Below are 20,018 nucleotides of genomic sequence, written 5' to 3' on the forward strand. Positions count from 1 at the left end.
GATTGGAGATCGACGAAGATGGTCATGTAGGTGTGGCGTTTTTTCAAACTGAACTCGTCAATGCCCAGATAGCGGACCTCGCTCAAATTGCTGGTCCGGTATTTTGCCGCGAGCCAGGTTTTGTGGATCTCTTTGACCAGGTCCCAACTCACGCGGAGTCGGCTACTGCCCGGATAGTGCCGAATTGCAGCAGATCGAGCACGGTCAAGGCAAACGACCTGGTGTAGCGGGCGTTTCCTTTGACAAACGGAAAACGAGGCCACCAGAGACACCCGCATCGTGCACATTGCAATCGGTGCATGGTTACTTGCAGCAACGCCTGTTTGCGACCAACAGGCGCCATGCGGAACCAGCGAACGGCTTGCCCCTTGAACTGGCACGTGAGTGCGAACCACCCGGAGCTTGCCGGATTGTCTGCCGCTCGTTTTTGCTCTTTCACCAGAGCCGCGATGCGCACATCCGCTGGCAGTGCCCGCCGCCGGCCCGATCCCCTGGTCCGGAATCGGGCTGTAGCGGTGAACGCGGCCAACACTTGTGAAAAAAAATCCTCCCCGGCAAATAATCGGTTCGTTTCGTGTCGGTCCCGGAACCTATGGATACCAAGTAGGCTCCCTGGTCTGACACACTTTTTTTCATTTTTTTCATTTAAAACCGATGCATTGCGGCACAGTGAAGTTCCAGGTCGCGCCGCGCGGGGCCGGTTGCTGGAGTTGTACCCGAAAACAATGGTTGCCACAAGTCAGGCACTCAAATAAAGCGCGCCCCTGCCGCAGGGCTGGCCGGCTTATCTCTCGCAAGGATAGGAGCAAAGGGCTCTTGACCGTCAAGCGACCATGGTGCCCGGAAGCAAACCCCATCCCGCTGTTTGATGCACATTTCCCAGTTCCCCGTTTTCGGTCGGCCAGAGCGATCATCTTGTGTTGTTTGACCCGAACTTCAGCATGTTAAATATTCCCTTGCCATATTCGGAGTAATCGTTTATTATTGACAATTATCAAATAGCATTCTCTTTTTTGATGCCCCGCCAATCAGCATCGACCTTCTCGATAATCAAAAAGTTTTTGCTTACAATCCTCTCTGCGGAGTATAGGCATGAAACTTTTTGTCGGCAGCCTTCCCTACAATATTACCGAATCGGAACTTGAATCCCTTTGCACCCCCTTTGGCGATGTGGTCAGTGTCAAATTGGTTGTCGACCAATTTACAGGACAGGCCAAAGGTTTTGGTTTTGTCGAAATGGCGAATCGTTCTGCGGGCCACAAAGTGATGGAAGGACTCAATGGCATGGAGTACAAGCATCGCACCCTTGTCTGCAACGAAGCGAAACCACCGGCAAAAAAAAGCCGCGGCCGGCGATGAAACTCGGTTGACTTTTCGTCTCGATCACTATACCGAGCCTTCCATATTTGAACTTTTCCTTGTTGAACGCATGTCTGCCCCTTGAACTTTACCTGCTGTCCCCACCTTCCTTTCGTCATGAACCGACGGAACCCTTAACAACATAAGCAATCGGGTTACAGGTTGGCCAAAACTTCATGTGCTGTCTGGCATTGTGAATTGCGACGGCCATCGATTCCGATTGCAGGAGTATGGATGAATTTTAACGAATTTCAATTGAACAACCATCTTATCCAAGCAATTCAGCAGTGCGGTTACACTGCTCCAACCCCCATCCAACAACAAGCAATACCTTTTATTCTCGCCGGCCGCGATCTTCTTGGCCTGGCACAGACCGGCACCGGCAAAACAGCCGCTTTCATCCTGCCCACCGTGCAGCGCTTAATGGCCGCGCCCCGGAACCGGGTCCGAGCCTTGGTCATCGCCCCCACGCGCGAACTTGCCGAGCAGATTCATGAATTCACCCAAACCGTGATCCGCCATACCGGGTTGCGAAGCTTGGCCATCTATGGCGGTGTCAGCAAATCGGGCCAAGTGGCCAAAATCCGCCAAGGGGTTGATATTGTGGTTGCTTGCCCCGGGCGTTTGCTCGACCTTCACAATGACAAGGCCATTGACCTGTCTCAGGTCGAGGTGCTGGTCCTAGATGAAGCGGATCATATGTTCGACAAGGGTTTTTTGCCCGATATTCGCCGAATTGTGCAACGGCTACCGATCAAACGGCAGAATTTGGTCTTTTCTGCCACCATGCCCGCTGAAATCAAGCATTTGCTCGAAAACATTCTGGTGAACCCGGCAACGGTACAGATCAACCCCAGCCGCTCGGTCAAGGCCATCTCGCATCGTCTCTTTTCCGTCAACCAGAACCAAAAAACCAATCTGCTCATGTACTTGCTCAGTGAAGAAACAATGCCCTCGACATTGGTTTTCACCCGGACGAAGCACAAGGCCAAACAGTTGGCCCAAAAGCTCGTCAATGCTGGATTCAGGGCAACATCGCTGCAAGGCAACCTTTCCCAAAACAGACGGCAGCAGGCCTTGGAAGGTTTCAAGAACGGAGCCTATACCATTTTGGTGGCCACCGATATCGCCGCGCGCGGGATCGATGTTACCGGCATTTCCCATGTGATCAACTTTGACATGCCTGATACCGCCGAGGCCTACATCCATCGTACCGGTCGAACCGGACGGGCGGGCTGCACTGGCGACGCCCTGACCTTTGCCACGAGTGAGGACAAGCGCCTGCTGCAAGTGATCGAGCGCTCGCTCGACACATCCATGTCGCGCCTGGAGGTGCCGCAACCGGCGAGTACGTATTCCGTTAAGGTGACGTCGCCTCCCGTGGCACCGAACAATATGTCGGCAACCGCTCTTCAAGGCACCTCCAAGGGAGCGGAGCAATCTTCCCAAGGAGCCCGCAAACATCGACGGCGCCCGACTCAATCGAGCATTTTTGGACTTCCGCCCGCTGCACGGAACAAAAAAAGCAGCGCATGCTGAACGGTTGCACAATGCGTTCAGCACCATTCATGGCTCCCAATTCGATTCCGGGGCCATCAAATCACAGTGCGCTTAAAGCACAACCAAAGAGGAGTTATCAACATGGCTGAAGGAACTGTAAAATGGTTTAATGATTCTAAAGGTTTTGGCTTCATCGCCCAAGATGGTGGCAAAGATGTTTTCGTCCATCATTCGGCCATTCAGGCTGACGGTTTCAAATCCCTCCAGGAAGGTGATCGCGTCAGCTTCGAGGTGGTCGATGGCGCCAAAGGTCCGGCAGCCGCTCATGTCGTAAAAAAACGTTAACAATAGAGCCAACATGGAGAATTCCATCTGGCATGGGATTCTCCATGTTGGTCATCGCCCATACATAAAGCGCTGGGGGAGCAACGATGAAACGAACCAACTACAAGCAGGAAAAACGTTTGAAAGAGCTGGAGAAACAGCGCAAGAAAGAAGCCAAGAAGGAACGTAAGTCCCTGAAGGAACAGGTTGCATCGGAATCCGCCGAAGTCAGGCCAGAGGAAGAATCCACGTAACCGTCGATATAGTAGCTTGCGTCCACCTTCGTCAAGATCGACAGGCGCGCACCAGAAGACGATCAGGCGCATCCGGTTGAACGGTTGCCGCTGCCAGGAAGTGCACGTTCGCTGCCCAACGGATCGTCCGTCGTCTTTCATGACGAATCCGCCTCCCCCTCATTCCCTGCCCAATCCGCTTGAGCGGCTACCTTGCAAATCGTTGCGGCACCGCGACACTCTCTGGAATGCCCTTTATCCTATGACGGCCGGTTTGAACGGCAAGATCAAGAGGATCAAAATCACGGTGACCAGCATGACCAGCAGGGTCAGAGGCACGCCGATACGGACGAAATCAAGAAAAGCATACCGGCCCGAACCGACCACCAGGGTGTTCACCGGCGAGGAGACCGGGGACATGAAGGCGGCGGAGGCTGCCGGGGCCACGGTCATACAGAACGGATAGGGCGAGACGCCCATCTCGCTGGCCACGCCAGGGGGCGTGTCCACAATTTTGTGTAATCGGTTTTTTGAGGTAGGCGTCAATAATGGACACCATAAATGTGTCAGGCGGCTCTTTGCCGGCTGATGAATTTCTTCCAAAACGCAAGGGGTGAGAGATTCCCCAGATTGGCGTGTCTCCTCTGCCGATTCTAAACAACCACCGACTTGAAGTCGGTGGTTGTTTAGAATCGCGGACTGAAAGTCCAGCTATACCGGCAGGCTGCGCAGCCGGTTCACGGCTCAACACCAAAACTGTCATGAGGATTTGGTTCAAAATGATGCGAAAGGCACTCCGAGATCATCTCTTTTGTCAGTTCGCCAGCCGTTACGCAAAAATAGCCACGTGCACAAAAATGCCGGCCCCAATAGCGCTTTTTCACGTGGGGAAATTCTTCAAGTCAGCTGCTAGCAGAATGCTACCCGCCTGAAAGGCGGGGGTTTCAACCTCCTTTTTCGGACGAATGAAGCCGCAGGGGTATTCGGTCGGAACGGCGCGACATGCATGTTCGTGGTCCGGAGCATCAATGTCGGCACCTGCGAGCAACTATAATACGATCCGATCTTCAGGTACAGCAACAATGGCCGCCTTCGCACAAGACCTGCCCGCGCGCCGTAAAAACCAGAGTCCGCCGTTGGCGCCGCGCCCGTTCGGTTTCCTTGCGGAAAGTGGATGACGCCACCGGGGGATGCCAGGTATGATCGGGCAGTTATCGGTCCATTGGCACGTTTCCGGGGAAGACCATGCACGATCAGGCAATCAAGATATTGGAGAAACAGCGGCAGGATCTGGTGGTCCGGGTCCTGAAGAAACACGAGGAGATGGAGGCCACCCGGTCGTTCACCGAACGCATCCTGGCCGGCATCTCCGAGCTGTTTCTCCTCATGGACCAGGAGTTCAAGGTGATCCAGACCAACCGTGAGTTCCTGCAGCGGACCGGCTTCAGCCTGGATGCCGGCCGGCGCCTGACCTTGGACGACCTGGTCCGGCCGGACACGGGCAAGGCCATCCGCCAGGCCTTTGCCAAGGGGGAGTTCGCCGAGTTCGAGGCCCAGCTCGCCACAGCCGGCGGCCAGGGCCTGCCGGTGAAGATGCGCGGCTCCACCCACGTCAATCCTAACGGCCTGGTGCTGCACATGCTGATCTGCTCCGATTGCAGCGAGTTCTACGACCTGATGACCCAAATGCAGGAAGGGCAGAAACAGTTGATCCATTCCAGCCGTCTGGCCAGCCTGGGCGAGATGGCCGCCGGCGTGGGCCACGAATTGACCCAGCCGCTCAACGCCATCCTGCTCTTTGCCCGTAACTGCTTGAAGGCCCTGGAAACGCCGGGCGACCACGCCGAGATGCTGCGGGAAAATCTGTCGATCATCATCGACCGGGTGAACAAGGCCTCGTCGATCATCGCCACCATGCGGAGTTTCGGCACCAAGGGCGAGGAAGAGCAGGCCCCGGTGGAACTCAACGCCATCATCCGCAAGATCCTGAGCTTCCTCGAATCGCAGCTGCGTTTGAGCGAGATCGTCCTTGACCTGCGCCTGGCCGACCAGCCCTGCGAAGTTCTGGGGGTGGAGGTCCGGCTGGAGCAGGTCTTCCTCAACCTGGTGCAGAACGCCATCCAGGCCATGGGCCGGGTGGACACGCCCCGGCTGACGGTCACCAGCCGCATCGTCCTGTGCCTCAACCTGACCACCATGCTGAAAGAGCCCTACGTGGTGGTCACCGTGGCCGACAACGGCGAGGGCATTGCCGAGGAGCTGCAGAAAAAGATTTTCGATCCCTTCTTCACCACCCGGGAGGTGGGGACCGGCATGGGGCTGGGGCTGTCGATCGTCGACCGGATCGTGCGCGGATTTGCCGGCTACATCGAGGTGGAAAGCGCGCCCGGCCACGGCTCCTACTTTTCGGTCTACATTCCCCAGTACGTGCGGGACGCTTCCCCGGACCTGCGGCGGAGCGGGGCGGCATGAAGAATCGGACCTGCGCCTTGCCCGCCCCGGAAATCCTGGTGGTTGACGACGACCTCTATCTGCTGGCGGCGATCAAGCAGACCCTGGCCCTCAACGGCTACGCGGTGCAGACCTTCGGCAATCCGCTCGAGGCCCTGGCCCGTATCGACGAGAACACCTATTCCGCGGTCCTGGCCGACATCCGCATGCCCGAGATGGACGGCCTGGTGCTGTTGGAACGGATCCTGGCCAAGGATCCCGACCTGCCGGTGATCCTGATCACCGGCCACGGCGACATCAGCCTGGCGGTGGAGGCGGTCAAGAAGGGGGCCTACCATTTCCTGCAAAAACCGGTGGACGAGGACATCATCCTCGCCACCCTGACGCGGGCCATCGAGCGGCGGCAGCTGGTGCTGGAAAACCGCCGCCTGGAACAGCAGTTGACCGCCACCCGCGAGGGCCGGTCCCGCTTCTACGGGCTGGTCGGCAGCCATCCGGCCATGCTCGGGCTGTATGCGCTGATCGAGACCATTGCCCACGAAAGCGACCCGGTGCTGATCGTCGGCGAAACCGGCACCGGCAAGGAGTTGGCGGCCAGGGCCCTGCACGCCATCGGTAGGCCGGAGGCCGCGCCCTACGTGGCGGTCAACATGGGCGCTCTGCCGGCCGAGATGATCGAATCCGAGCTCTTCGGCCATGAAAAGGGCGCCTTCACCGGTGCCATCCAGCGCAAGGTGGGCAAGTTCGAATACGCCGGCGAGGGCACCCTGTTCCTCGACGAGATCTGTTCGATGCCGGCCCCGCTGCAGGCCAAACTGCTGCGGGTACTGGAGGAGCGCTCCTTCACCCGGCTGGGCGGCAACGCGGCCATTCCCCTCAAGGCGCGGGTGATCGCCGCCACCAACCGCGACTTGCGGGCCGAGATCGACAAGGGGAACTTTCGCCAGGATCTGTACTTCCGGCTCAATGTCCTGCCGGTGCACCTGCCGCCGTTGCGGGATCGCAAGGAAGATATCCCCCTGCTGGTCGAGGCCTTCCGCACCGAATACTGCGACGGCCAGGACGGCGAGGTGCAGCCCTGCTCATCGACCTTGATCCGGCAGCTGATGCGGCAGGAGTGGCCGGGCAATGTCCGCGAACTGCGGAACTTCGTCCGCCGCTACTGCGTGCTCGGCGGCAAGGAACCGGCAATGGCCGGGCCGGCGGCCGCAATGGTCGGGGAGGCGGATTTTGCCGAGATGCCGTGGAAAGATTTTATGGAACAGCAGGAGCGGCACTACATCGAGCAGATGCTCAGGCGGGCCGGCGGCCAGGTTAGCGCGGCCCACCGGGCAATGGGCATCTCGCGCAAGAGCCTGTACGACAAGATCAACAAATACAAGATCGCCCTCAATCAATTCCGGGAGGAGGAATGCGGGGACTGAACGACCGACGGCCCCGCCTTGCCGTTCCGGCGGACCGTGCATAGAGTCGAAGACAAGTCCGGCGTCGCGATTCGTCACTTTTTTCGAGGGAGGAGCAACCCATGAAACGAATCGAACTGTCCACCACCAGGGAATTCAACCCCCTGGGAATGAAAGCGATTGTCCTGCACGATTCCGAACACTTCAAGATCCTCAACTTCAATCTCAAGGCCAACGCCTTGTTTCCCATCCACTCCCACGACCTCGACGGCCAGCTGTCGATCCTGGTGATCGAGGGCGAGGGTTTCTTTCTGGCCGACAACGAGGCCACCCTGCCCGCCCGGACCGGGGACATGCTGATCTCCGACATCCGCGAGCCGCACGGGGTGCGGGCGACCACCGACATGCGCATCGTGGTGACCATCGCCCCGCCCATCTGAACCGCCCGCCGCTATTGCTGCGGCTGTCGATCCCTTGATTCGATGAGTTCCAGCAGAACGGGGCATCGCCCGCCGGCAGGCTGCTTTCTGCCGAGTTCGGCGACGATGGCTTCGATTCGTTGCCGATCCCGGCTCGATAGTGCCGCCGGTTTTTGCAGCAGGTGCTCGCCCTGGGCGGCGATCGCGGAGAAAAACTCGGGCCGGAGGGACTCCTGGCAGCCCCGGCGGATGCGGGCATACCAGGCTTCGGCCGTGGCCGGCATTTCTTCCCGCTCGGTTTGAGGCGGGGGCGCGGTGGCCCGGGCTGGAGCCCGCGAAGCCGCGGACAGCGCCGCGACCTCCTGCCGGTGCGCATCCTGCCGCCCGGCCGCAACTTCCCGTTCGGTGTCCGCCTGCTCGGCCGGCAGCACTGCCGTTTTTTCCTTTGTCCCCTGCATTCCCCTCCTGTCCCGCTCCCTGGGCCCGTTGGCCGCCGGTGGTACTAGTCTGCCGGCGTTGCCGGCGTCGTCCGCCTTGATTTCGCGCCGGGCCGCCTCGGCCATGACCTGCGGCGGCGGTGCGGCCGCCTTAGCCGGTTCGGCGGTTGGGGCCGAAGGTTTCGGGGCGGGAAGGGGCCGGGCCGGTTGCTCCGCCGGCAATGGTTGGGTCTGGGGCGCGGCGATGTCGGCGGCGGGGGGCACGGCCGCCTCCTCCATGGCCGGCTTCGACATCGTTTTTTCCTGGAGTTGGGGCAGGTTGATTCGGTCGACCTGGGTGGAAGGCAGGGTCAGCATCAGGGCCACGCTGGCCGCTGCCGCCAGCAGCGAGCCCACGGTGGTCAAAACCCGCGGCCGCCGGACCAGCCGCAGCAGGGCGGTTTTTCTGCTGGCGGGCCGGTGCTGCCGCCATTCCCGGTCCAGTTGCAGCCACAAGGCATAGCAGGCATCGCAGCCCGCGATGTGCGCCAGGCAGGCTTGGGCTTCCTCTTGCGCCAGCCGGCCCTCGACCAGGGCCGCCAGCGTTTCTGCCTCCAGGCAGGGACCGGCGGGGCGGGGTTGCTCGCCTGCCAGGGCCAGCAGTGCCAGCCTCCGGTCCTCAGCCCTCTTGTTTTCGTGCTCGCTCATCTGATGGTTCATGGTTTCATAGCAGTGCTTTTTTCTTCCTGATCCCTTGGACGGTTCCAAGGTTCCATTGTGTCGGACGATCAGCTCAGCAGGAGCCGCAGTTCCTCTTCCAGGCCGACCTCGGCCAGGTCCTGCCGCAGGCGGGCTAACAGCCGCCGCAGCCGGCCGTGGGTCTGATGCCGGTTCCAGCCGAGCAGCCTGCCCGCCTCGGCCACGGCTACCCCGTCCCGATAGCAGAGTTTGAGCAACAGTCGCTCCTCGGGCGTCAGCGGCAGGGCGATCGTCGCCAGCCGTTCCAGAAGGCGGGGATCGATTTCGCCGCCGATATTGCCGTCGAACAGCAGCCGGCCGAGCACGGCGAACAGGCGGTGCCGTTCTTCCCGGGCCAACCGTTCCTCCTGGTGCGAACAGTCGTCCTCGGTCCCGGGCAAGACCGTGGTTTCGTCCAATCCGACCGACTCGCCCGAGCGGGCGCCGCAATCGGGTATTTCGCCAAGAATGCGGTAGGCCGCCTCCTCGGCGGCCCGCACCGGGCCGGGCAGGCCGTTGCCGGCCATGGCCGCGGCCTCGCCGGGGGCAAGGCGCTCCAGGCAGAGCAGGCGGAACAGGGTGAGCCAGATGCCGCCCAGACGGCGGATCCAGGCGGGCGGCTTGCTCCGGCCGAAGCGCTTGCGGGCGAAATCCTCCAGCAGGCGGAGGGTGAGGGCGACGATGTAGGTGGTCAGGGTCGAACGGCCGGCAAAGGCGCGGAGCCGGCGCCAGTCGTCGCGCGCCAATCCCTCCATGACAAAAAGCGCCGCCTCTTCCGCCATCGCCCCTTGGGGAAAGCGGCGCGCGGCCAGCCGGTTGACGGCCTGCCAGTGCGCCATGGCCTGCTGCTGCCAGGGATTGGCCGAGGTTGTCCGGTCCTGTGCGGTCAAGACGCGCTCCGGCAATTTTTTTTCAGAATGCCGCGACACATTGCCAACTCCGTGCCGTCCAATCGGACAAAAGCGGCCGCCATGCCGGTCGGCCGTCCCGTACAACCTCGAGTTGCTCAAAGGAGCCCGCAATGCGACGACCTATGTTGATCACCCTGTTGACCCTCCTGTTCCTGGCCGGCTGTTCCGCGCCGACCCCGGAATCGAACACAGCAAAAGAACCCGGCGCCGGTGCCGGTCCGACGGTTGCGACCGAGTCCGTGGCCCCGGACGAAAGCACGCTGCGGATCAATCCCGCGACCCTAGCCGAAGCCGAGCCCCATGCCAAGGTCGAGGTCCAGGCCGAGGCCGAACGAAAAGATGTGGCCCGGCCGTCGCCCATGCCGGCCGATGCGATGGCCGCGGCCCCTGCGAAGGAGGTCGGGCAGCGCGGCCTGGTACTCCCCCGACAGGCCGCGCCGGCCAGCCTGTCCCCGCCGGCCTGGAACCGCGAATCCTACAATGCCGTCCAGGAAAACGGATTTGTCAACGTCAGCCGCAGTCCGCTTTCCACCTTCGGTATCGATGTCGATACCGCCAGCTACGCCAATGTCCGCCGGTTCGTCAACAGCGGCGCCCTGCCGCCGGTGGGCGCGGTCCGGATCGAGGAGATGGTCAATGCCTTCTCCTACGACTATCCGGACCCGGAAGGCCGCGATCCGGTTGCGTTGAGCGCCGAAGTCGGACCCAGCCCCTTCCACTCCGGCTATCAGCTGGCCCGGATCGGACTTGCGGCCAAGGAGATGGGCAAGGAGCAGCTGCCGCCCTCGAACCTGGTCCTGCTGATCGATGTTTCCGGGTCGATGCAGGACGCCAACAAGCTGCCGCTGCTCAAGCAGGCCCTGCCGCTTCTGGTCCGGCAAATGGGCGCGCGTGACCGGGTGGCGGTGGTGGTCTATGCCGGAGCCGACAGCGTGGTGCTGCAACCCACGCCCGGCAATCGGCAGCGGGAGATCCTGGCCGCCATCGAGGGGCTGCGGGCGGGTGGGTCCACCCATGCCTCCGCCGGCATCCGCGCGGCCTATCGGCTGGCCCGCAAGAGCTTTCTGCCCGACGGCAACAATCGGGTCATCTTGGCCTCGGACGGCGATTTCAATGTCGGCGTCACCAGCCGCGACGAATTGCAGCGCCTGATCGAGACCGAACGCCAGGCCGGGGTCCACCTCACCGTGCTCGGCTTCGGCATGGGTAACTATCATGATGATACCATGGAAATTCTCGCCGACAAGGGCAACGGCAACTACGCTTACATCGACAGCTTGCTGGAGGCCGAGAAGGTGCTGGTCAAGGAGTTGAGCGGCACCCTGTTCACCCTGGCGGGCGACGTCAAGATGCAGGTCGAGTTCAATCCGGCCCGGGTGGGGGCCTACCGGCTGATCGGCTATGAAAACCGTGCGTTGGCCGCCGAGGATTTCCGCGACGATCGCAAGGATGCCGGCGAGATCGGGGTCGGCCACCGGGTCACTGCCCTGTATGAACTGATCCCGGCCGGCCATTCCGCGGTGCCCCGGCTCGATTCCCTCAGGTACCAAGCGGTGCCGCCGGCGCCGGCGGAAGACAGCGCGGAACTGCTGACCGTCAAGCTGCGCTACAAACCGCGGGGCAGCGAGACTTCCCGGCAAATGAGCCTGCCGGTGCGCGAAGCCTCCGGCCTTCGTACCAGCGTCGATTTCCGTTTCGCCGCCGCCGTGGCCGGGTACGGCATGTTGCTGACCCATTCCGAGCACCTCGGCACCTTCACCTGGGACCAGTGCCTGGATTTGGCGCGTTCGGGCCGAGGATTCGACGCCGAGGGCCAGCGGGCCGAGTTGTACCGGCTGGTCGTGGCCAGCAGTTTGCTGGCCCGGCAGCAGGAGGGGCGGAAGCCGGGGGGCGAGCCGCTGCCCGTGCTCAGGTGAACAGGGCGGGCCAGTCGAGGCAGGGGAAGGTGCGGTGGAGCAGGTGATCGTCATCCGCCAGCCGCACCTCCAGATTGTCGAACGCGGCCCGCGCCAGGGGGATGACTAGGTCCGGCGGGCAGACCGTGTCATGCGCGCCGATCGCCAGAAACACCGGGATCGCCAGAGTGGCCGGCGGCGGCCGGTAGTCGTTGAAATTGAGCGCCGGGGCCAGCAGGACCAGCCGCCGGCAGCGCTCGGGATGGCGGGCGGCGAAGCAGGCGGCCATCAGGCCGCCGAAGCTCGAACCCACCAGGATCAGTTGTTCGACTCCGGCGGTTTGTTCTTCCAATTGGGTGAGCCGGTGGCCGAGCTCGCCGTGATAATCCCGCATGCCGACCTGGGGAAAATAGGCGCGGAACCATTGGGCCTTGGTACCCTTGGTGGAGGAGTCAAGCCCGTGGAGAAAAAGGATGGTGGCCGGCGGCCGGGACCATGCGGGTGCCATGCGGATTCCTTGCGGCTGGAGGAGGCGAAGACATCCCGGCTGGAACGCGGAGGGGCCGGGATGCCGGATTCAGCTTGCGGTTATACCCCATCCCCTTGTGCCGGCAACCTGTTTTTCTTCGGATAGCCAAAGGCGAAGATCAGAAAAATCGTTTCTTTCCGGCGGGATGCGGAAAAGGCTTGCCCTTCCGCAACGAACCGTTTTTGGTGATGCTCGGGATGTTTGCGCGGGATAACCAACAACGAGGGAGGCGCGAGGATGCAGTACCGTATCGAACACGACACCATGGGCGAGATCGAAGTGCCGGCCGACCGACTCTGGGGGGCGCAAACCGAGCGTAGCCGCCGCAACTTCCATATCGGCGAGGAGCGGATGCCGCTGGGCCTGGTTTACGGCCTGGTCCGGCTGAAACGGGCCTGCGCCGAGGTCAACCGCCGGATGGGCAAGCTGCCCGAGCCGCTTTGCGAGTTGATCGTCCGGGTCTGCGACGAGATCCTGGCTGGTCGGCACGATGGCGAGTTTCCCCTGTCGGTCTGGCAGACCGGCAGCGGCACCCAAACCAACATGAACGTCAACGAGGTGATCGCCAACCGGGCGGCCATCCTGGCGAACGGCCATTTGGACCAGGGGCGGCCGGTGCATCCCAACGATCATGTCAACATGTCCCAAAGCTCCAATGACATCTTCCCCTCGGCCATGCACGTGGCCGCGGTGTTCGCCCTGGAAGACCGGCTGCTGCCCGCGCTTTCGGCCCTGCACCGGACCCTTGAGGCCAAGGCCAAGGCCTATGCCGCCATCGTCAAGATCGGCCGGACCCATCTTCAGGACGCCACCCCTCTGACCCTTGGCCAGGAGATCGGCGGCTGGGCCGCCATGCTGGCGAGTAACCTGCGCCAGCTCGGCGAGGGCGTGGAGCATCTGCGGTCGCTGGCGGTCGGCGGCACCGCGGTCGGCACCGGCCTCAACGCCCCGGCCGGGTTCGGCGAGGCGGTGGCCGAGCAGCTCGGCCGGGACACCGGCAAGCGCTTTAGCGCCATGGCCAACAAGTTCCACGGCTTGACCGGCCACGACCAGCTGGTCTTTGCCCACGGCGCCCTCAAGGGGCTGGCCGCCAACCTGATGAAGATCGCCAACGACGTCCGGTGGCTGGCCAGTGGGCCGCGCTGCGGCTTGGGCGAAATCACCATTCCGGCCAACGAGCCGGGCAGTTCGATCATGCCGGGCAAGGTCAATCCCACCCAGTCGGAGGCGGTGACCATGGCGGCCTGCCAGGTGTTCGGCAACGATGCCGCCATCGGTTTTGCCGCCAGCCAGGGCAATTTCGAGCTCAACGTGTTCAAGCCCCTGCTGGTGTACAACTTCCTCCAGTCGGTCCTGCTGCTGGCCGACGTCATCCAGTCCTTCGAGTGCCATTGCGCCGCCGGCATCGAACCGGTGCGGGAGCGGATCGACCACCATCTGCGCCACTCCCTGATGCTGGTCACTGCCCTCAATCCGCACATCGGTTACGAAAAGGCGGCAACCATTGCCAAAAAGGCCCACGCGGAAAACCTGTCGCTGCGCGAGGCCGCTCTGGCACTCGGCCTGCTCACCGGCGAGGAGTTCGACCGGATGGTGCGGCCGGAAGCCATGCTCGGGCCGGCGGCTTCGTCCGGTTCTTGAGGCAGGTCCTCAGGCCGCGTCTCCCGGCGCTTCGCCCAGCCGGGTTTTGTCGATCGGCTGTTTTTTGCCTTCCCGGTCGATGGCCACGTAGGTGAATGCCGCCTCGGTGACCTTGAAGGTGGTGAACTGATCCTTGCCGGCGTGGAGAATCGGCCGCACCCACACCTCGAGCATGACGGTCACCGAGGTGGTGCCCACCCGCTTGATCCGGCCGTAGCAGCACACCACGTCGCCCACCCGGACCGGCTTGATGAATTGCATGCTTTCCACCGCCACGGTGGCGGTGCGGGTGCGGGTCACCTCCTTGGCCATCATGCTGCCGGCCAGGTCCATCTGCGCCATCAGCCAACCGCCGAAGATGTCGCCGTTGAAACTGGTGTCGGCCGGCATGGGCATGGTGCGCAGGAGCAGTTCGCCCTGCGGTCCGGGAACGTCGGTCGGGGTCGTCATGGTTGCGTCTCCTTGGGTGGATGCGAAGGGTGGTCGAGGTGTCTATAGTGGATTTTGCTTCGTTGGGGAATGGGCAATCGACCGAAAATACTGTGGTGGCCGGCCCGGCCCGCGGGTATAGTAAGCGATTGCGGCCGCTGGCCCGTGCCGGCGGCATTGCCCGGAAGACAACCGTGGAGGAAACGATGGAAATCGATTGGGCCTATTTGCGCAAGGGCTGAGCCTCGTGCGGCAAGGCACAGGATGTGCTGCATGAGAACAAGATGACGCCGTTGCGGGTCGACGACGCCAGAAAGACGCCGCTGGCCGGCGAGGCGGCCTGGCGGGTGCTGGCCGGCGCCAAAGAGATTCTGGTGGCCAAGGGCAAGAACTACCAGGTCTTCGATCCCCGCACCGATGACAAAAAGGCGATCCTGGCCGCGGCATCGGGCCGGACCGGCAACCTGCGGGCGCCGGTGCTGCGATCGGGCGATCGGATCTTCGTGGGCTTCAGCGAAAGCCTGTACGTCCGGATCGCGGAGGGGCGGCCATGAGCGATTTCAGCCGCCAACTGGCCGAACAGCTGGCCGAGATCGACCGCCAGGGACAACGGCGCCAGCTGGTGCCGGTGACCCATCTGGCCCACGGCCGCATCGCCATCGACGGCCGCGAGTATCTTAACCTGGCCGGCAACGATTATTTGGGCCTGGCCGCCAACCAAGCAATGCTCGCGGATTTTTACCGGCAGCAGGACGAGGGCAACCTGCTGGCCTGCTACGGCCTGGGCAGTACCGCTTCCCGGCTGATGACCGGCAACACCCGGCCCTACGCCGAGCTGGAGCGCGGGCTGGCCGCCCTGTACGGGACCGAGGCCGCCCTGGTGTTCAATTCCGGCTATCACCTCAACGTCGGCATCCTGCCCGCCCTGGCCGGCAAGCAGGACCTGATCCTGGCCGACAAGCTCTGCCATGCCAGCCTGATCGACGGCATGCGCCTGTCCCTGGCCAAGGTCGTCCGCTATCCCCACCTCGATTACCGGGCCATCGAACGCATCCTGACCAAGGACCGGGACCGCTTTCGCCAGGTGTTCATCGTCACCGAATCGATTTTCAGCATGGACGGCGACCTGGCCGACCTCGCCGAGCTGGTGCGGATCAAGGAGCGGTTTGCGGCGGTGCTGTACGTCGACGAGGCGCACGGGGCCGGCATCCGGGGGGACAGCGGCTGCGGCCTTGCCGAAGAGCAGGGGGTGCGGCAGGCGATCGAGATTCTGACCGGCACCTTCGGCAAGGCCTACGGCGGGCAGGGGGCCTTTGTGGTCGGCTCGCGGCTGCTGGTCGATACCCTGATCAACACGGCCCGGCCGCAGATTTTCTCCACCGGCCTGCCGCCGGTCTCGGTTCATTGGCTGGAGACGGTCCTGACGAGGATTCCGCACCTGCGCCGGGAACGAGCCAAGGTTGCCGAGCTGTCCCAACGGCTGCGCGATCAATTGCGGCAAGCCGGCCTCCAAACCATGGGCAATTCCAACATCGTGCCGGTGGTGATCGGCGATGCGGCCAGAACGGTGGCCGCGGCCGAGCGGGTCTGCGCGGCGGGCTACTGGGTCAAGGCGGTGCGGCCGCCCACGGTGCCGGCCGGGACCTCGCGGCTGCGGTTGTCGCTGAACGCGGCCATGGACTGGGAGCAACTGGCGCCCCTGCCCGCGATCATCAAGACCGCGTTGGACTGAGCCCATGCGGACCGCGTGGCTGCAGCGCCATCAGGGGCGGGAATGCATTCTGTTCTTCAGCGGTTGGGGCATGGACCCGGCCCCGTTCGCCCCGGTGCCCGCCGCCGATCTCGATCTCTGCATGTTCTACGATTACCGGACCACCTCGCCGGTCGATCCGGGGGCCTTTGCCGGCTACCGGCGGCTGCATCTGGTCGCCTGGTCCTGGGGGGTGTGGATGGCCAGCCATCTGCTGGCCGACCGGGCCGCCCTCTTCGCCTCGGCCACGGCCATCGGCGGCACCCTGCTGCCGGTGGACCGGCAGCGCGGCATCCCGCCGGACAGCTACGACGCCATGCTCGACCACTTCGGGCCGGAAGTGCTCGACACCTTCCACCGCGACATGTTCGACGATCCGGAGCAGTTGGGCCGGTTCCTGGCGCGACGGCCGCAACGGCCGCTTGTCGAGTTACGGGATGAAATGGCGGCCTGCCGCGACGCCTTCCTGCAAGCGGGGCCGGGCCGCGACATCTATTCCCGCGCGCTTGTCACCAGCCGCGACCGCATCTTCTCCGGCCGCAACCAGTTGCGGGCCTGGGGCAAGGGCCGGGGCGAGGCCACGGCCTGGCCGCACTTCCCCTTTTATTCGCTCGCCACGTGGCAGGACCTGCTGCCAGGGACCTGAACGGACTGCCTCTGTCGAAAATGACATCTTCGTGGGTAGACTGGGGCGGTTTTGCGTCGATCTGACACAAATGCAAAAGGTGGTTGTATAAATACTTACATTTTGGGTGAGGTTATCCTGGCAAACCGTTGGCGGGTATGGTACAAAGTTGTCAAATTAATGGGAAGGGTCTTGCGCGGCAGGCCCGGAACCCGAGCCGGAAACAGCAAGGGCTGGTTGGCGAGCCAACCAGCCCTTGCTGATATATGGCGGAGAGAGAGGGATTCGAACCCTCGGTGGAGTATAACCCCCACACTCGCTTAGCAGGCGAGCACCATCGGCCTACTCGGTCATCTCTCCAATGTCGGTTTCCAGTTTTCTGGCGGAGGGAGTAGGATTCGAACCCACGGTGCTTTCGCACAACGGTTTTCAAGACCGCCGCCTTAAACCACTCGGCCATCCCTCCATAGCGGCAAGTACATACCATCTCGAAGGAACACTGTCAATATTACTCCTTTGGCCCCTGCATGAAAGCTATGAACAATCCGTTGGACTCCGGACAGAACCAGGAATTCATCGACCTGAGCTGTCTCTACGAAATAACCCGGCACCTGGCCTCGGCCACCAGTCTGCAGGACTGCCTGGAGAAAATCGTTACCACCTTGGCCGAGCTCAAGAACATGGACAACGGCACGATCACCATCGTCAACCCGTCCACCGGCGAGCTGGAAATCGAGGTGGCCCACGGCATCACCGCCGAGGCCAAGCGGCGCGGCCGATACAAACTGGGCGAGGGGATCACCGGTAAGGTGGTGGCCACCGGCGAGCCGATCATCGTGCCGCAGATCGGCAGCGAGCCGCTGTTTCTCAACCGCACCCGGACCAGGGGCGACGAGCGCAAGAAGAAAAGCTCGTTTCTGTGCGTGCCGATCCTGGCCTCGCAACAGACCATCGGTGCCCTGTCGATCGACCGGATGTACCTGGAGGGCTTCGGAATCCAATCGGAGAACGATCTCCGCTTCCTGACCGTGGTCAGCGGCCTGATCTCCGAGACCGTGCAGCGCATCCAGCGGGTCAATCAGGAAAAGGAAGCCCTGCGGCTGGAGAATTCCAAGCTGCGGCGGGAGCTGTCGGCCAAGAACCGGATCGAGGAGATCATCGGCAATTCGTCCCGGATGCAGGAGGTGTTCGACATGGTGCACCGGGTGGCCGATTCCAACGCCACCGTGCTGCTGCGCGGGGAATCGGGCACGGGCAAGACCCTGGTGGCCAAGGCCCTGCACTACAATTCCAGCCGCGCCAACGGCCCCTTCGTGGTGGTCAACTGCTCGGCCCTGCCGGAAACCCTGCTGGAAAGCGAGCTGTTCGGCCATGAAAAAGGGGCCTTCACCGGCGCCACCGAAACCAAGCGCGGCCGTTTCGAGCTGGCCGAGGGCGGCACCCTGTTTCTCGACGAAATCGGCGAGATCAGCCCCGCGGTCCAGGTGAAGCTGCTCAACGTGATCCAGGAGCGCACCTTCCAGCGGCTCGGCTCGAACAAGCCCATCAAGGCCGATATCCGCCTGGTGGCGGCTACCAACCGCGACCTGGAGGCCGCGGTCCGGGAGACGCATTTCCGCGAGGATCTGTACTACCGGCTCAACGTCTTCCCGGTTTACCTGCCGCCCCTGCGGGAACGGCGGACCGACATCCTGCTGTTGGCCGAATACTTCTTGGAACGCTATGCCAAGGAAAACGGCAAGGAGATCACCCGGATCTCGACCCCGGCCATCGATCTGCTGGTCCAGTACCACTGGCCCGGCAATGTGCGCGAGCTGCAGAACTGCATGGAGCGGGCGGTGCTGATTTGCGACGGCCCGTCGATCAAGTCGATCCATCTGCCGCCCTCCCTGCAGAGCACGGACAGCGTGCACGCCGACAAACCCCTGTCGCTGGCGGCGGCGGTCGAGCATTTCGAACGCGAGCTGATCATCGAGGCACTGAAGAAAAACAACGGCAACCAGACCCGGGCCGCCAAGAGCCTGGAGACCAGCCTGCGGATCATCAACTACAAGATCCACTGCTACGGCATCGAGCCCAAGCATTTCAAGGTCAAGTGATGCGCATCCTGCTCCATGTCTGTTGCGGGCCTTGCACGGTGTATCCCCTCCGCAGGCTCCGGGAACAGGGGCACCGGGTGAGCTGTTTCTTTTACAATCCCAACATCCACCCCTTCCAGGAATTCCGCCGCCGGCTCGACGCGGTCCGCCAGTTGGCCGAGGCGGCGGATTGTCCGATGGAGATCGACGAGCGCTACGGCCTCACCGAGTATCTGCGCCGGGTCGTGTTTCATGAAGCGGAGCGCTGCTCCCGGTGTTATGATCTGCGGCTGGCGGCGGCGGCGGTCAGGGCGGCCGCCGGCGGCTTCGACGCCTTTTCCAGCACTCTGCTCTATTCGAAATACCAGAACCACCGGCTGCTCGACACCCTGGGCGGGCAGTTGGCGGCGGCCAACGGGGTCGGATGGTATTATGAGGACTTCCGGCAGGGTTGGCAGGAAGGGATCGACGAATCCATCCGTTTGGGTTTATACCGGCAGCCTTACTGCGGCTGCATTTACAGCGAACAGGAACGATACGATAAGCGGCTGCGCAACCGAAAGGGATGAGGCGCCGGCCTTGGGCGGGGAGGGCGCGCCCAAGGTTGTAGCAAGCATGCCCGGAGAAATGACATGGACAATATCATTGTGCTGGCAACCAGCAATAAAAACAAATTGAAGGAAATCAAGGAGCTGCTCAAGGATTTTCCGGTGACGGTCAAGTCGCTTGGCGATTTCGGCCCCATGCCGGAGGCGGTCGAGGATGGCGCCACCTTTGACGACAATGCCTACAAAAAGGCGCTGCATTATGCCAAGGTGCTGGGGGTGCCGTGCCTGGCGGACGATTCCGGCCTGGCGGTCGATGCCCTGGACGGACGGCCCGGCGTCTATTCGGCCCGCTATGCCGGGCCCAAGGCGACCGATTGGGACAACTGCGAAAAATTACTGGGGGAAATGGCGGGTAAGAGCAACCGGGCCGCCCATTTCGTCTGCGTGCTGTCGCTAGCCACTCCGGCGGGTCCGGCCCTGACTTGGGAAGGCCGCTGCGACGGGGAGATCACCGCCGAGCGGCGGGGCGAATCGGGGTTTGGCTACGACCCGGTCTTTTTTTTCCCCGACTTCGGCAAGACCTTTGCCGAGGTCTCCATGGAGGAAAAAAGCAAGGTGAGCCACCGGGGCAGGGCATTGGCCGAATTCGTCGCCGAATTTCCCAAGGTCCAGGCCTGGCTGCGACAGCGCATGGCCGAGATCAAACCGACCAAACCCGACCACAGCCAGTTCGAGCACAACGACTGGTCCAGCGAGCGGATGTGCTGAG

The 20,018-nt window shown here is 62.5% G+C and carries 19 protein-coding genes, 2 tRNA genes and 3 pseudogenes; 16 read left to right on the top strand and 8 right to left on the bottom strand.

The window, feature by feature from the left end; genetic code table 11:
- Positions 1-1,092 precede the first annotated feature (1,092 nt).
- From RMR13_RS11430 to RMR13_RS11445, 4 genes are all read left to right on the top strand, one after another.
- A complete protein-coding gene (locus RMR13_RS11430; RefSeq protein ID WP_310600760.1) occupies positions 1,093-1,359 on the top strand; it encodes an RNA-binding protein in 267 nt (88 codons plus the stop codon).
- 234 nt (positions 1,360-1,593) lie between these two features.
- Complete coding sequence (locus tag RMR13_RS11435; protein ID WP_310600761.1) at positions 1,594-2,898, top strand: DEAD/DEAH box helicase; 1,305 nt, start codon at positions 1,594-1,596, stop codon at positions 2,896-2,898.
- A gap of 102 nt (positions 2,899-3,000) precedes the next feature.
- A complete protein-coding gene (locus RMR13_RS11440; protein ID WP_309411070.1) occupies positions 3,001-3,204 on the top strand; it encodes a cold-shock protein in 204 nt (67 codons plus the stop codon).
- 86 nt (positions 3,205-3,290) lie between these two features.
- Entirely contained in the window at positions 3,291-3,437 is a 147-nt protein-coding gene (locus RMR13_RS11445) for a hypothetical protein (protein ID WP_310600762.1), read from the top strand.
- A gap of 234 nt (positions 3,438-3,671) precedes the next feature.
- Here the strand turns inward: RMR13_RS11445 and RMR13_RS11450 are convergent.
- Both RMR13_RS11450 and RMR13_RS11455 read right to left on the bottom strand, forming a co-directional pair.
- Positions 3,672-3,911: pseudogene (locus tag RMR13_RS11450) on the bottom strand (SLC13 family permease); the annotation flags it as partial.
- Positions 3,912-4,153: 242 nt separating this feature from the next.
- Positions 4,154-4,315 (bottom strand): annotated as a pseudogene (locus RMR13_RS11455) (transposase); the annotation flags it as partial.
- Positions 4,316-4,661: 346 nt separating this feature from the next.
- On the opposite strand from RMR13_RS11455, the gene RMR13_RS11460 reads away from it, so the two are divergent.
- The 3 genes from RMR13_RS11460 (at position 4,662) to RMR13_RS11470 (ending at position 7,710) form a co-directional block, all read left to right on the top strand.
- Positions 4,662-5,888: an ATP-binding protein gene (locus tag RMR13_RS11460; RefSeq protein WP_310600764.1), complete on the top strand. Its 1,227-nt coding sequence runs from the start codon at positions 4,662-4,664 to the stop codon at positions 5,886-5,888.
- Positions 5,885-7,291: a sigma-54 dependent transcriptional regulator gene (locus tag RMR13_RS11465; protein ID WP_310600765.1), complete on the top strand. Its 1,407-nt coding sequence runs from the start codon at positions 5,885-5,887 to the stop codon at positions 7,289-7,291. The genes RMR13_RS11460 and RMR13_RS11465 overlap by 4 nt, the downstream gene beginning before the upstream one ends.
- Before the next feature lie 101 nt (positions 7,292-7,392).
- Entirely contained in the window at positions 7,393-7,710 is a 318-nt protein-coding gene (locus RMR13_RS11470) for a cupin (RefSeq protein WP_310600766.1), read from the top strand.
- 11 nt (positions 7,711-7,721) lie between these two features.
- Here RMR13_RS11470 and RMR13_RS11475 read toward each other — a convergent pair whose 3' ends face one another.
- The gene (locus RMR13_RS11475) at positions 7,722-8,813 is read right to left on the bottom strand and encodes a hypothetical protein (RefSeq protein WP_310600767.1); all 1,092 of its coding nucleotides are present in this window, start codon (positions 8,811-8,813) and stop codon (positions 7,722-7,724) included.
- 80 nt (positions 8,814-8,893) lie between these two features.
- Entirely contained in the window at positions 8,894-9,733 is an 840-nt protein-coding gene (locus RMR13_RS11480) for a hypothetical protein (RefSeq protein WP_310600768.1), read from the bottom strand.
- 131 nt (positions 9,734-9,864) lie between these two features.
- On the opposite strand from RMR13_RS11480, the gene RMR13_RS11485 reads away from it, so the two are divergent.
- On the top strand, positions 9,865-11,670 hold the full coding sequence (locus RMR13_RS11485; protein WP_310600769.1) for a VWA domain-containing protein: 1,806 nt from the start codon (positions 9,865-9,867) through the stop codon (positions 11,668-11,670).
- On the opposite strand, the gene RMR13_RS11490 is transcribed toward RMR13_RS11485, so the two are convergent.
- A complete protein-coding gene (locus RMR13_RS11490; RefSeq protein ID WP_310600770.1) occupies positions 11,663-12,157 on the bottom strand; it encodes an alpha/beta fold hydrolase in 495 nt (164 codons plus the stop codon). The two genes, RMR13_RS11485 and RMR13_RS11490, sit on opposite strands and share 8 nt — an antisense overlap.
- A gap of 258 nt (positions 12,158-12,415) precedes the next feature.
- Here RMR13_RS11490 and fumC point away from each other — a divergent pair, with 258 nt between their 5' ends.
- Positions 12,416-13,819 (top strand): class II fumarate hydratase, encoded by a 1,404-nt coding sequence (gene fumC, locus RMR13_RS11495; RefSeq protein ID WP_310600771.1) that lies wholly within the window; start codon positions 12,416-12,418, stop codon positions 13,817-13,819.
- Between the two features lie 9 nt (positions 13,820-13,828).
- On the opposite strand, the gene RMR13_RS11500 is transcribed toward fumC, so the two are convergent.
- Positions 13,829-14,269: a hotdog domain-containing protein gene (locus RMR13_RS11500; protein ID WP_310600772.1), complete on the bottom strand. Its 441-nt coding sequence runs from the start codon at positions 14,267-14,269 to the stop codon at positions 13,829-13,831.
- A gap of 47 nt (positions 14,270-14,316) precedes the next feature.
- Between RMR13_RS11500 and RMR13_RS11505 the strand changes: the two genes are divergently transcribed.
- From RMR13_RS11505 to RMR13_RS11520, 4 genes and pseudogenes are all read left to right on the top strand, one after another.
- Positions 14,317-14,490, top strand: a complete 174-nt coding sequence (locus RMR13_RS11505; RefSeq protein WP_310600773.1) for a hypothetical protein — start codon at positions 14,317-14,319, stop codon at positions 14,488-14,490.
- Between the two features lie 15 nt (positions 14,491-14,505).
- Positions 14,506-14,802, top strand: a pseudogene (locus RMR13_RS11510) (hypothetical protein); the annotation flags it as partial.
- Positions 14,799-15,980, top strand: a complete 1,182-nt coding sequence (locus RMR13_RS11515) for an 8-amino-7-oxononanoate synthase (protein WP_310600774.1) — start codon at positions 14,799-14,801, stop codon at positions 15,978-15,980. The pseudogene RMR13_RS11510 and the gene RMR13_RS11515, both read left to right, overlap by 4 nt.
- Positions 15,981-15,984: 4 nt before the next feature.
- A complete protein-coding gene (locus RMR13_RS11520) occupies positions 15,985-16,644 on the top strand; it encodes a pimeloyl-ACP methyl esterase BioG family protein (RefSeq protein ID WP_310600775.1) in 660 nt (219 codons plus the stop codon).
- Between the two features lie 246 nt (positions 16,645-16,890).
- Here the strand turns inward: RMR13_RS11520 and RMR13_RS11525 are convergent.
- Positions 16,891-16,983 (bottom strand) — tRNA-Ser (locus RMR13_RS11525).
- 20 nt (positions 16,984-17,003) lie between these two features.
- Positions 17,004-17,089, bottom strand: a tRNA-Ser gene (locus tag RMR13_RS11530).
- 70 nt (positions 17,090-17,159) lie between these two features.
- Between RMR13_RS11530 and RMR13_RS11535 the strand changes: the two genes are divergently transcribed.
- The 3 genes from RMR13_RS11535 (at position 17,160) to RMR13_RS11545 (ending at position 20,017) form a co-directional block, all read left to right on the top strand.
- Positions 17,160-18,722 carry a sigma 54-interacting transcriptional regulator gene (locus tag RMR13_RS11535; RefSeq protein ID WP_310600776.1) on the top strand — a complete coding sequence of 521 codons (1,563 nt, stop codon included), beginning with the start codon at positions 17,160-17,162 and terminating at the stop codon, positions 18,720-18,722.
- Complete coding sequence (locus RMR13_RS11540) at positions 18,722-19,270, top strand: epoxyqueuosine reductase QueH (RefSeq protein WP_310600777.1); 549 nt, start codon at positions 18,722-18,724, stop codon at positions 19,268-19,270. Before RMR13_RS11535 ends, RMR13_RS11540 begins: the two co-directional genes overlap by 1 nt.
- A 63-nt stretch (positions 19,271-19,333) precedes the next feature.
- The gene (locus RMR13_RS11545) at positions 19,334-20,017 is read left to right on the top strand and encodes an XTP/dITP diphosphatase (protein WP_310600778.1); all 684 of its coding nucleotides are present in this window, start codon (positions 19,334-19,336) and stop codon (positions 20,015-20,017) included.
- Position 20,018: the final 1 nt, after the last annotated feature.

It is taken from the genome of Desulfobulbus sp., from assembly GCF_031547805.1.
In the GTDB taxonomy this organism is placed as follows: domain Bacteria; phylum Desulfobacterota; class Desulfobulbia; order Desulfobulbales; family Desulfobulbaceae; genus Desulfobulbus.